Here is a 10,958-nt window from a genome sequence, read left to right on the forward strand (position 1 = left end):
CGCTGGATTGCCCCGGAGCACACCCTCAATTCCCCCATCCACCGTCACAAGTACGCAACGGTAAACGCGCCCGTAAATCACTGCCCCGCAATGCCTGCCACGGCCTCGAAACTCGCGCCCGCCTTCCTAAGTCCAGTCTCCAGGCTGGCAACAAGCGCGGGAGGAAGCTGCGCCATTTTCGCCGCCTGCCGGAACGCCGCGACGAACGCCGCCCGATCAGTTGCCGTTTCCCCAAGACGCAGCCCCGCGCTATCCGCGCCGAGCTCGCCGAGAGCGGCGACGCGAATGGCGCGCGTCAGGATGTCGTTGCCGACCCCCTGCTCGGCAGAAAGCGACGCCTCAGACCACCGTCCGTTCCGGTAGGCATCAAGCGCGAGAACCAGAGAGGCATCGCGCGGCGGCGTTTCCTCCATCGCCACGGCTTCCTGCGCCAGATCGGTCGCCGCCTTGAAATAGCCGGCGGCAAACAACACAAGGCTGAGCGATGCGGCATTCGCCGAATTATTGGGATTGAGCGCCATCGCCCTGTTGCCGGCGTCGATCGCCGCATCGAGTCGTCCGCTGGCGAAACGCGCCGCCATCAGCGCTCCCTGCGCGCGATCGGAGAGGGGCGCGATGGACATAGCGGCCTTTGCCAACTCCAGTCCCTGCGGAATGGTCGCGGTATCGCGGGCGTAGAGCCGTGCCAGCATCGCGGACGTGTCGGGATCGCCGGGATCACCGGCCAGCGTCCGCTCCAAGCACCCGCGAAACCCCTCAGCGCCACCACCACCATTGCTGCCGTCGAGCATGACTTCGGCCCTGGCAACGCAGGCACTTCCCAAGGCATCCACGGGAGCCTCCCTTGCCTCAAGGGCGTTGATCACGCCACGCGACGACGCGATCTGCCGCGCCACCGCGCCGGCGATCTCGAGCCGGATCGTCGCGGGCTCCTTGCCTTCGGTCTCGACCCGCTGCAGCCCCGATTTGAGCAATGCCCCACTTGCGGTATCGACAACCTGCCACCACACGGAGCGATCGTCACTGTCGGCGTAATATTTGAGATCGACCTCGTAGCCGCGCCGCGCCTGCTGGATCGGCGAGCCAGGCCTCGTCACCACGATCGTGTCGAAAGCGGAGAGCGCAGTCAGCAGCGTGTCGCGGGCCACACTTGCCTCGCCCGCCATGTCAGGCGAGGCGGCGCTCATCAGGATGGTCACGGCAGGCTTCAGCGTAACCACGGGACGATCGATCGCCTTCCACCCCACGACGCCCGCAAGCGCAAGCAGCCCGACGCAAAGCGCCGCCGGAATCCAGCGCCGCGATATCGCCACACGTGGCAATGACACCGCGACGGCATCCGCCGCGCCCTTGGCCAGCGTCGACTCCGGATGATGGGCAAGCTGCGTTGGCACGGCCTGTGCACTGCCGCCTACGACAGCCTGCGGAAACAGCGCGACATAGCTGCCCTTCGGAATATAGACGGAGACGCCAAGTTCGGCGCCGAACGCGGCATAGTAGCCGTCGAGCGCGGCTCTGAGACGGCTGATCTCGATCCGCACGATCGGATCGATGGACGCATCGAAATTGCTGGAGCGTCCAAGCACGTCGAGCGCGATCGAATAGGCTTTCACACCCTCGGTGCATCCTGTAAACCGGCGCTCGGCGAGGTAGCGCAGTATGTCCCGCTGCCGGTCAGATACCCGGAAGCGGCCATCCGCAAGGAGCCGTTCCAGCTCCGCCTCGGCCTCTTCAAGGCTGACTTCACATGCCCTCTCACCGTGTACTTCAGCACTCATGGGCTATCCCCCGATACGCACTGATCACTAAAGCAGAACATGAAAACTATCGCGCACTTAACATTAAGTTGCAATACGAAACGCTAACAAGCCCAATAAATGATACATTTCGTGACAGAAAGGCCTTATTTCCGGATATGCGAGTTCGTGCGTAGGATGTGCTGGGTTACATCGTCCTCGATACCGGAACAGAGCCCTTCATATTCGCTGGTCCGCACGTGGTCGCCCGCCCTGCGAAAGGTCTCGAGCGCGACAGCGGCGATTTCATAGGCCTCGAAGAGTTCGTCAAGATCCGGCGATCGCGATGCAGCGACCTGCAGGCTTGTTCGCAATGCGGGCAACTTCAACATCAGGCGCGCGAGGCCGCGCCGCGCCGCGTCGCTGGTCGTTCCGCCCGTCCCGCCCTGCCTGCTCATCGTCGTGAGACCTCCCCGCAAGGGTAATCGAAACAGACTAAAGCGGGCCTCCTATCGGTGTAAGTACGCAACGGTAAACAACGCGACGTTACACCGAAGGGAGCGCATTTACGCGGCCATTTACCGTTGCATACAGCCGTCCGTGTGGATACATCGCCTGGCGCTACGAAGCCGGTGCCTCGCGCCGGCAAATCTTCGCGAGCGGGCCGATGTCACTGTGCCTTGTCGGCTGGCCTAGCGTTGTGAATACCGGCGCCGTCACGTCCGGCCGGCTGCACGACGCGTTGCTGGCTTCCCGCCATCCGCATCCACCAGGTATCGGACAAGACGGGTGCCGCGAGTGCGCCGTCGTGAGGGTTGAGCTTGATAACGTCGCGGACGGAAATCATGGCACCCGGCGGCGCGCGCCTGGCCCCCTTCTCCTGCGCCAATAGCGGTGCCGCCTGGCCGGCGACCGCGGCGGCGATGACGAATGATGTGAGCGATACTGTCCTGTTGCACAGCATGAGCATTCATCCAGCGGGAGACGAAAGCGAGTGTATGGCCGAAAGCCCGAGGAAGGGAAGTGGTCGCTGAAAATACTGTTGCCAACGGCCGCGCGACAATGCGAGATCGGTTGGTTTCGCCCGCACCTGCAGGCACCGACGACGAAGAGCAAGGACGCCTTGAATGAAGACCAACCCGCCGCTGCCGATGGGCTATTCCGAACTGCCGCGTGGCAAGCTCGCCAATGTCGTGACGTGTCTCGAAATGCGCGAGAAGCCCGACGTCAGCGTCCCCGCCCCGGGCGCTCTGCGTTTCGAGCGCTGGCACGCGCCTTCTCTCGACGACTATCGCCAGCTGTTTCGCGAAGTCGGCGAGAATTGGCTCTGGCTGTCGCGGTTGATCATCAGCGACGAAAAGCTCGCATCGATCATCCATGATCCCGATGTCGAGATCTACGTCATCCTGTCGGAAGAAGGCCGCCGGATCGGCCTGCTCGAACTCGATTTTCGCGAGCCCGGCGAATGTGAGCTCGTCTTCTGCGGCCTCGTTCCCGATGCGATCGGCCAGGGTGCCGGCAAGCTTCTGATCACCCAAGCGGTGGCGCGCGCATGGGCGCGGCCGATCAACCGCTTCTGGCTGCACACCTGCCACTTCGATCACCCGTCGGCGATCTTCTTCTACCAGAAGGCCGGCTTCAAACCCTATGCCCTCCTGGTCGAGGTGATCGACGATCCGCGCCTGTCCGGCCATATGCCGGAGACTGCGGCTCCACACGTTCCACTGCTTCGCCCCTGACCGGAAAACCGGTCAAGACCACGCGGCAGTACCATCAGCGACCGTAACGCCGCATCTCGGCCGCCGCCAGCGGCAGCCGGCACTCGCGACCGCGCCGAGCGGCAACCGCCGAAGCAATCTGGTCGCGACAAACGTGAAGGCCATGGCACCCGCAAGCTTCGCCCACGGGTAAGAACCGAGCTGCTCGTGCGCGCTGGCATCCGCCCATTTGGCATTGGCGCTGACGACGGTGCCCGCCTGCTCGCGGATGACGTGAAGCCGGGCGCGCAGGTTGTCAACCTCCTCCTGCAACCGCCGCAGCGATCCTGCCTCGTCGAGCATGTCTTCATCGGCCACGTGATCGTCTTCGAGTACATAGTCGGCTGGCGGCCCTAGCTGGCCCTCTTCGGCCGGTGCGTCGGCCTCCAGAGCAGCCAGATGCTCCCGCAACGCGGCCTCCGTCTCAAGCCCTTCCGGCTTGCCTTTCTTCGCCTCCGCAGTCTCGCTCGTCTTCATCGACGCAGCCGACGACGCGGCGACGGCCGGGTGCTCGCGAAGCTCTTCTGCCGCGATAAACACGTCGGTCTCGCCCGCCTCGTGATCGGGATGAGACACCTCGACATCGACGCTGTCCGCAAGCTCAAGCGCCTGCTCCGCATTCATGATACCCACGGCCACGCGCCCTTCCTCGGATGTGACGGCGACCTCGACGATGGGCGGCTTCGACTTCTTTTTCATGCCAGTCTTTTTTTCCATGCAAAGTCTCCTTTGGCAGGAAAACACCTGCGGGACTCGATGGGTTCCATGACAGCTCAATCAAATTCGCTGCGACAGACCGTCTCTGGAACGCAGGCTTACCAATCCCCATATATGTCTGGACCACGGAGCAGATATCGCAACGAACCGCGATCCGCCTTCCGCGATAACCCACACAATGGATTGGAGACAAAGGATGGCTCAAGCCACACGAACGGCTGCGTCCGAAGGACCCTATGATGCGGTCACGCTTGCCAAGAAGCACCGCATTTCGGTCGAGGATGCCAAGCAAATCATCGAGCAATACGGCGACGATCGCAAAGCGTCCGACAAGGCCGCACGCCGCATCGCCGTGTGAAACGCAATGCGGCGGCCAGAAATCCGGCCGCCGCACGCATCAAAAATAGTTATTATAGCTCAATAGATTGCCGAGAATTTCGGAATCACATCCCGAAGCGGCTCATCCTACGCTCGAAGTCATCAAAGAGAGCTCAATCGAAGCGAAGCTTGCTCTTCTGCTGCCCTGCATCGTCGAAATTCTCAGGGTCTAGCCACGCCTCGTAGCCGGCCTTCAGTCTCGGCCAGTCGGCATCGATCATCGCGAACCACGCCGTATCACGGTTCTTGCCCTTGGCCACCATATGCTGGCGAAACACGCCTTCGAAGGTGAAGCCGAAACGCTCAGCCGCCTTTTTCGATGGCTCGTTCGAATTGTTGCATTTCCATTCGAAACGGCGATAGCCGAGCTTGTCGAAGGCAAGCTTCGCGAAGAGATAGAGCGCCTCGGTGGTGACGCGGCTGCGTGCGATCGCCGGTCCCCACAAGATGTTGCCGATCTCGATCACCCCATGGGTGGCATCGATGCGCATCAGCGCCTGACGCCCCTCGGCCCGGCCAGTGCGCTTGTCGATGACGGCGAAGAACATGGGATCCGCCGAGACCTCGGCTTTTTCCATCCACGCGGTGAAAGCTGCCATGTCGGCGGGCGCATCCTCGAAGAGGTAGCGGAAGCGATCGTCGGCGCCGGGCTGCTGCGCCGAGGCGAGCAGGTCGCGCCCATGGCGACCGGCGTCGAGCGGCTCGAGCCTGACATAGCGCCCATCGAGAGCAACACGCTCCGGGCGCTCAACGCCCTTCCAGTTTGAGAGATCCATCGAAATTCCCCATTGTCGACATCAAGCAGCTTGCCTCCTCCCCGAGGAGAGTCGCTTTATAGATGTGCTGTTTTAGTGTCAGGCGAATTACTTTGCGAGGTCTAATTTGGCCAATGGCGATCTCAGAAACGTCGCCGTCACAGCGTCGGAAGAAGCGTGAAGAGTTCCTGTGCGCGGTTGACGCCGCGCAGCGCGTGCTGGCCGATCGACATCAGGTCGATCTGCGTCGAGGGAACGATCGCCGCGAAGCTTGCCGACATCAGCACCTTGCGCTGCAGCGACCGGCAGAGCGACACGATGCGGCTGACCTCGTTGACGGCGGGGCCTATCACCGTAAAGTCCAGACGGTCCTTGCTGCCGATGTTGCCATAAAACACATCGCCCATATGCAGTCCGAGATAGACATCTGTGACCGGCCGGCCCTCGATGCGGCGCTGAGCCGTCAGGTCGGAAAGCCGCTTGTCGAGCAACGTCCGTGCTTTCAACGCCGAGAGACAGGCGTCGCTCGGCTTCTCACCCTTGAAAATCGCAAGCGTCCCGTCGCCCATCAGCTTCAACACCTCACCTCCCGCCTCCTGCACCGAGGAGATCACCGCATCGGCATAGTCATTGAGCATCGGAATGATCTCTTCCGGATCGACCGTGTCGGAGATGTGGGTGAAGTTGGCGAGGTCGGAAAACCAGAGTGCCGCCGAAATCCGGTCGCTGCGCCCGCGCGTGATCTTGCCGTGCAGCACCTGGTTGGCGGCGTCGTCGCCGAGATAGACCTTGGCGATCGTTCCGGCGACGCCGCTGACGGTCACGCATTTAACGGCCAAGGCCAGGCAGGGAAGCAGCTCGCGCAGCGCCGCCAGATTGCACTCCGAAAAGCCGGCGGCGGCGCGCGTGGCGAAATGCGAGAAGAAACAATCGATCTCACCGATCGCCCCCTCGTCACCGAAACGATGCGCCATCGCGACAAAGTCGGTGAAACCGGCGGCTTTCAATTCGTCGAGAAGGTAGAAATCGGCGGCGTCGCCGCGCAGGAAAGAGCGGCGAACCTCGTTTCCACCTTCGACCTCGAGATAGTGAAACGCCGAGCGCAGCCAGTTATCCGCGAAGTTGCCCGCCCCGGCGACGCCATAAGCCGAAACACGCTCCACCGCCAGGCAGGAATCCCACCGGAACGCGCGACCTTCATAGAGCGGATGAAGTGTATCGATGACGGCGACCGACCGGCCGATTGGTAGCCCGTTCGCGACGCAACGCTCGCAGAAGCCGTCGAGCAGGTCGGCCTCGGAGAGGCCTTTCAGCCCGCTCTGCATCAGCCATGTGGTAATTTCGATAACGTGGCGATCGTCCACGGCTGTCTCCTGATCCCGGATCATTGAGAATATCCGGGAATTCGTAGGTTCAGGCATGCGCGAACGGGCTTAGTCCGCGCATGCCTCGTCACGGCCCTTGAAGGACCCGCGGGCCGTAACGTGTTGGGTCATGCGTAAGGCGCCGAGCCGGCCGTCTCACGCGATTGATCAATCACTCGATGATCGTGACACTTGCCGTGCGACCGGCGACCAGCGCCGTCTCGCCAGGCGTTCCGTCGAGTGTCACCCGAACCGGAACGCGCTGCGCCAGGCGAACCCAGGTGAAGGTCGGCGTGACATTGGCAAGCTGCGCGCCCGTGTCGCTGCGCTCGCGGTCTTCTATGCCGCTGGCAACGCCGGTGACGCGGCCCTTGAGCGGCTTTTCGCTGCCCATGAGATAGACCAGCGCCTCATCGCCAATATTGATGCGATCGAGCTTGTTTTCCTCGAAGTAGCCGGAGATGTAGTAGGAATCGGTGTCGATCAGCGCCGTCACGGCACTGCCCGCCGTCACGTAATTGCCGGGACGCATCGAGAAGTTGGTGAGCACGCCGTTGACGGGTGCGCGCACGACCGAGCGGTCGAGGTTGAGCTGCGCGGTGTCGCGGCTGATGACAGCCTGGTTATAGGTCGCCTCGTCCTGCTGAACCGTGGTCTCCGCCTGCTGGATCTTCTGCCGGGTCACCGAACTCTCGCCGAGCTTGCGGTAGAGATCGAGATCGCTCTTGGCCATGTCGAGCGCGGCCTTGCTGCTCTCCATCTGCGCCTCGGCCTGGCGTAGCGCCAAAGCAAAGCGAGCCTGGTCGATGCGGAAGATCACGTCGCCCTTCTTGACCGTCTGGTTGTCGGTCGCGTCGACTTCGCTGACGATGCCGGAAACGTCGGATGCCAGGTGAACGACATCGGCGCGGACCTTGCCGTCACGCGTCCACGGGTCGTTCATGTAGTAGTCCCAGAGATGCCAGCCCAGCACACCGGCCAGCGCCACGACGACACCGGTCAGAAGGAAGCGGCCGGAATAAGCAAGAAGCGATTTCATAGTGACACCTTGTTCAAAGATAGCGCGAGCGCGCCGAGCAGGCAGAAGTACATGGCTGTATCGAAGAGTGGCCGGTGCCACACGAGACGATAGAATCCGATGAAGGCCAGGATTCGCCGCAGGATGGAATTGAGAAAGAAGGCAACAACGGCGATTGCCGCGAGCGTGGGTATGAAGACGCCATAAAGATCGAGTTCCGGTCTCATGCAGCGTTCTCCTTTGCGAGTTGTCCGCCGGCTTGAATGGTCGCGTCAGGCATCACGAAGCGCGCATCCGGATACAGATTGTAGCGAAGCGATGTGATGGCCCGGCGTGCGCCCTCGACGGCCGATGACGGATTTTGGTTGATAAGGTCGACCAACGAGGCATCGATCGCCTTCAAAAGGCCCTCGCCCGGCTGGGCGTGGCCATGCTTTTGCTTTTGTTGATAGAGCCCGGCAATTCCCAACAGCACTTCGTCGACATCCTCGCGGCTGTCGCGGCTCAAGAGTTGACGGTGGCGCTGCAGTTCCATGGTGTTCAGGCCATTGCGCAGATCGCCAAGGATGTCGTTCTGGGCAACGGCGGATTCGACCGGAATGCGTGCCAGGCGCGGCGCAACCAGACCGAAGCGATCCACCATCCGATAAAGCAACCTTGCGAAATCAGGTGCATCCGACTTGCGCGCCACGGCAACGATATCCGCCCAGCCGGCACGCAGCACACGATAGGCCGTCCATTCCGCGCCGACAGAGCGCACCAGCACCGTCGTGCCGCAGGCAATGACGAGGCCGATCACCATCGCCATGTTGGAATTCAGGAACGAACTGAGATCAGGGTTCAAGCGATCCTGCAGGGCCAGCATGTTCGGAAAGTTGACGCCGAAACCGAGGCCGTAAATCATCGTGGACGGCTTGGTCATCAGCACGCCGGCCGGAATGAGTACCAGGCCCAGCGACGCGGCCAACGGCAGGTAGCCGTGAATGAGCGGCAGCAGGCCGAACTCGAAAACGAAGGCAACGGCGACCGCGAAGATCGACACATACATGAACTTCAGCATCATCGGCGCCGGATCGTCCATCGTCGCGAAGATGCAGCAGAGCACGCCCGCCATCATGGCGGCGGCGGCACCCTGCGACCAGCCGGTGAAGATCCAAAGCGCTGCGGCGATGAACGTCGCCAGCATGACCGAGAGACCCGAATGGATCGCCATGCCGTAGTCGCGATGGATCGGTGCGCGGTCGAAGAGCGTACCGAAGCGCTGCCAGCGCAACTCGCGGCGGCCGCCGGTTTCGATATCCTCGCGAAGTGCCAGACAGTCGCTCCAGATCTGCAAGAGGTCACGCAGGCGGGAGGTGAAATTATGGGCGAGAAGGCCGTTCCATTCCTGCTGCTCGCGACCTTCCTTTTCAGCTTTTTCCATCAGCGCCAGAATTTCCTGCCGCTCGGTCTCGCCATAGGAGGCCTCCTTCGACAGAAGCTCGGTCACGCGACGGATCAATTCGTTGGCGGAAGCAGTCAGCTTGCCGTCGGTCGCCTTGCGGAAGGCGTGCAAAAGATCGGCAAGACCGGAGACGACAGGCAGCATGGCAACCATGCGCTGCTGCAGCGTGCGTGTACGCCCGACCATGTCACGCAGGCCCGATGTATCGTAGGCGACATGCGTGGTGAAGCTGTGCAGATCAACCGCGTCGGCAGCCAGCTTGCGGGCAGCTGCCTGAAGAGCGTCGCTCTTGTCGCTGCTGTTGAGCGTGCTGATGGCAAGGGCCGCGACATCGCGCACCCAGCTATCGATGCGCGCGGCAAGCACGGGGCCGGCATGACGCGGAAAGACCAGGCGGCTGACCAGCGCGGCGCAGATGATACCCAACGCAATTTCCTCGACGCGGGCGACGGGATAGGTGAAGGCGGTCTCGGGGCTGGCGACGATCGGAAAACCGGTGAGCGCGGTCGTGTACCCGGCCAGCATGAAGGAATAGCTGCGCGGCGTGCGGTCAAGCAGACTGACGCCAAGGCAGAAGGCTATCCAGAGCGCGATCGCCAGCGTCAGAAGCTCGGGCGCATCGACGAGATTGGGCACCAGAATGATGGTCATGGTGCCGCCGATCGCAGTGCCGATCAGGCGGTAGATCGCCTTCGACGTGCTCGCGCCCGACAGCGGGTGCGCCACGATATAGACCGTGCCGACCGCCCAATAAGGGTTCGTCAGGTCGAAGCAAAGCGCGATCAGAAGCGCCAGCATCGCCGCGATGAAAGTCTTGATGGAGAAAACGACATCCCAAATGCTCGGGGTGATCGTCTTATGGCTGCTCGTCATTGTCCTGCGTTCCGGTTAAGGCCGCGGTTCTATCCGCGACTGCGCGCAAAACCTCTATGGCGGCATCGACCTGGTTGGGATCGAGGTCGCCAAGGATTTGCTCTCGCAACTTTGCCGCACAACGTTCGGCGCGCTCGGCGACCGCTGTGCCCTCCCCGGTAAGCTGCACCAGCTTGATCCTCCGATCAGCCTCATCGGCAACCCGGCAAATCAGGCCATCATTTTCCAAACTGTCGAGCACGCGCACCAGCGTCGGGCCTTCCACCCCGACCCGCTCGGCCAGCACATTCTGCGGAATCCGGTCGCCGTGCCGTATCAGCGCGATGAGCGGTGCGGCGCTGGCGTCGGAAAGCTTGTGGTCGGTCAAAACGGCGTTGAGCGCGCGGCGCCATCCACGCCCGCAGATCATCAGCAACGGTGCGAACTCGGTCCAACTTTTCTTCATGTTCGTTGTCATGGAATTAGATAACATCCTATCGATTTGAATTCAATGATATTGGTGCATAGCTGCCATTCGATAGTTAGCGAACTCTTATCCGCCCATTGTCTGGTGATCCCCCTCTCGACGCGCCGAGCCCCCTCCTCGCGAAGCTTGCCATGCGACTTTGCCGTGCAACATGGAAAGTAAAAATTAACCATAAGCGATAATAGATTGTTAGCGAACCGCTTTGCGGTCATCGCCTATGGAGATTTCATGCGCCGCATTGCAATTCTTGCCGGATTATCCGTTCTCGCGGGCTGTGTGAGCGGCCCGGATCATGTTCCCCCGGAGATGCCCCTCCCGGCCAAGTTCAATGAAGGCTCGGCCAAGGCCGACGGCGACGTCTCGACGGTCGCGTGGTGGACCGCCTATCGCGACACCCGCCTGAACGGACTGGTCACCGAGGGCCTCAGTGAGAACCTGTCGATCCAGCAG

12 protein-coding genes and 1 pseudogene are annotated in these 10,958 nt (G+C 61.9%); 3 read left to right on the forward strand and 10 right to left on the reverse strand.

Features of this window, described 5'->3' with window-relative positions:
• Positions 1-77: 77 nt before the first annotated feature.
• The 3 genes from J5286_RS16335 to J5286_RS16345 all read right to left on the reverse strand — a co-directional run bounded on the left by J5286_RS16335 (position 78) and on the right by J5286_RS16345 (position 2,700).
• The gene (locus J5286_RS16335; RefSeq protein ID WP_209191301.1) at positions 78-1,778 is read right to left on the reverse strand and encodes a tetratricopeptide repeat protein; all 1,701 of its coding nucleotides are present in this window, start codon (positions 1,776-1,778) and stop codon (positions 78-80) included.
• Between the two features lie 125 nt (positions 1,779-1,903).
• Positions 1,904-2,194, reverse strand: a complete 291-nt coding sequence (locus J5286_RS16340) for a hypothetical protein (RefSeq protein WP_209191302.1) — start codon at positions 2,192-2,194, stop codon at positions 1,904-1,906.
• 212 nt (positions 2,195-2,406) lie between these two features.
• Positions 2,407-2,700 (reverse strand): hypothetical protein, encoded by a 294-nt coding sequence (locus J5286_RS16345; protein ID WP_209191303.1) that lies wholly within the window; start codon positions 2,698-2,700, stop codon positions 2,407-2,409.
• A gap of 163 nt (positions 2,701-2,863) precedes the next feature.
• On the opposite strand from J5286_RS16345, the gene J5286_RS16350 reads away from it, so the two are divergent.
• On the forward strand, positions 2,864-3,475 hold the full coding sequence (locus J5286_RS16350; protein WP_209191304.1) for a GNAT family N-acetyltransferase: 612 nt from the start codon (positions 2,864-2,866) through the stop codon (positions 3,473-3,475).
• 12 nt (positions 3,476-3,487) lie between these two features.
• On the opposite strand, the gene J5286_RS31240 is transcribed toward J5286_RS16350, so the two are convergent.
• Positions 3,488-4,210: a hypothetical protein gene (locus J5286_RS31240; RefSeq protein WP_245206131.1), complete on the reverse strand. Its 723-nt coding sequence runs from the start codon at positions 4,208-4,210 to the stop codon at positions 3,488-3,490.
• A gap of 196 nt (positions 4,211-4,406) precedes the next feature.
• Between J5286_RS31240 and J5286_RS16360 the strand changes: the two genes are divergently transcribed.
• On the forward strand, positions 4,407-4,568 hold the full coding sequence (locus J5286_RS16360) for a hypothetical protein (protein WP_018897213.1): 162 nt from the start codon (positions 4,407-4,409) through the stop codon (positions 4,566-4,568).
• Positions 4,569-4,701: 133 nt separating this feature from the next.
• On the opposite strand, the gene J5286_RS16365 is transcribed toward J5286_RS16360, so the two are convergent.
• The 6 genes from J5286_RS16365 to J5286_RS16390 all read right to left on the reverse strand — a co-directional run bounded on the left by J5286_RS16365 (position 4,702) and on the right by J5286_RS16390 (position 10,487).
• Positions 4,702-5,364, reverse strand: a complete 663-nt coding sequence (locus J5286_RS16365; protein WP_209191305.1) for a GNAT family N-acetyltransferase — start codon at positions 5,362-5,364, stop codon at positions 4,702-4,704.
• 137 nt (positions 5,365-5,501) lie between these two features.
• Positions 5,502-6,707: an adenylate/guanylate cyclase domain-containing protein gene (locus tag J5286_RS16370; protein ID WP_209191306.1), complete on the reverse strand. Its 1,206-nt coding sequence runs from the start codon at positions 6,705-6,707 to the stop codon at positions 5,502-5,504.
• A 172-nt stretch (positions 6,708-6,879) separates the two neighbouring features.
• Positions 6,880-7,746, reverse strand: coding sequence for an efflux RND transporter periplasmic adaptor subunit (locus J5286_RS16375; RefSeq protein ID WP_209191307.1), 867 nt, complete (start codon positions 7,744-7,746; stop codon positions 6,880-6,882).
• Positions 7,743-7,952, reverse strand: coding sequence for a DUF1656 domain-containing protein (locus J5286_RS16380; RefSeq protein ID WP_047515002.1), 210 nt, complete (start codon positions 7,950-7,952; stop codon positions 7,743-7,745). The genes J5286_RS16375 and J5286_RS16380 overlap by 4 nt, the downstream gene beginning before the upstream one ends.
• Complete coding sequence (locus J5286_RS16385; protein ID WP_209191308.1) at positions 7,949-10,042, reverse strand: FUSC family protein; 2,094 nt, start codon at positions 10,040-10,042, stop codon at positions 7,949-7,951. Before J5286_RS16385 ends, J5286_RS16380 begins: the two co-directional genes overlap by 4 nt.
• The gene (locus tag J5286_RS16390; RefSeq protein WP_209191320.1) at positions 10,026-10,487 is read right to left on the reverse strand and encodes a MarR family winged helix-turn-helix transcriptional regulator; all 462 of its coding nucleotides are present in this window, start codon (positions 10,485-10,487) and stop codon (positions 10,026-10,028) included. The genes J5286_RS16385 and J5286_RS16390 overlap by 17 nt, the downstream gene beginning before the upstream one ends.
• 249 nt (positions 10,488-10,736) lie before the next feature.
• Between J5286_RS16390 and J5286_RS16395 the strand changes: the two are divergent.
• Positions 10,737-10,958 (forward strand): annotated as a pseudogene (locus J5286_RS16395) (efflux transporter outer membrane subunit); the annotation flags it as partial.

Origin of the sequence: Rhizobium sp. 16-488-2b (genome assembly GCF_017741815.1) — a bacterium.
Taxonomy (GTDB): Bacteria; Pseudomonadota; Alphaproteobacteria; order Rhizobiales; family Rhizobiaceae; genus Rhizobium.

Excerpts from the sequence above, each read along its gene's own strand:
- J5286_RS16335 (WP_209191301.1), bottom strand. The coding sequence starts at position 1,778 with ATGAGTGCTGAAGTACACGGTGAGAGGGCATGTGAAGTCAGCCTTGAA.
- J5286_RS16340 (WP_209191302.1), bottom strand. The coding sequence starts at position 2,194 with ATGAGCAGGCAGGGCGGGACGGGCGGAACGACCAGCGACGCGGCGCGG.
- J5286_RS16345 (WP_209191303.1), bottom strand. The coding sequence starts at position 2,700 with ATGCTGTGCAACAGGACAGTATCGCTCACATCATTCGTCATCGCCGCC.
- J5286_RS16350 (WP_209191304.1), top strand. The coding sequence starts at position 2,864 with ATGAAGACCAACCCGCCGCTGCCGATGGGCTATTCCGAACTGCCGCGT.
- J5286_RS31240 (WP_245206131.1), bottom strand. The coding sequence starts at position 4,210 with ATGGAAAAAAAGACTGGCATGAAAAAGAAGTCGAAGCCGCCCATCGTC.
- J5286_RS16360 (WP_018897213.1), top strand. The coding sequence starts at position 4,407 with ATGGCTCAAGCCACACGAACGGCTGCGTCCGAAGGACCCTATGATGCG.
- J5286_RS16365 (WP_209191305.1), bottom strand. The coding sequence starts at position 5,364 with ATGGATCTCTCAAACTGGAAGGGCGTTGAGCGCCCGGAGCGTGTTGCT.
- J5286_RS16375 (WP_209191307.1), bottom strand. The coding sequence starts at position 7,746 with ATGAAATCGCTTCTTGCTTATTCCGGCCGCTTCCTTCTGACCGGTGTC.
- J5286_RS16380 (WP_047515002.1), bottom strand. The coding sequence starts at position 7,952 with ATGAGACCGGAACTCGATCTTTATGGCGTCTTCATACCCACGCTCGCG.
- J5286_RS16385 (WP_209191308.1), bottom strand. The coding sequence starts at position 10,042 with ATGACGAGCAGCCATAAGACGATCACCCCGAGCATTTGGGATGTCGTT.
- J5286_RS16390 (WP_209191320.1), bottom strand. The coding sequence starts at position 10,487 with ATGAAGAAAAGTTGGACCGAGTTCGCACCGTTGCTGATGATCTGCGGG.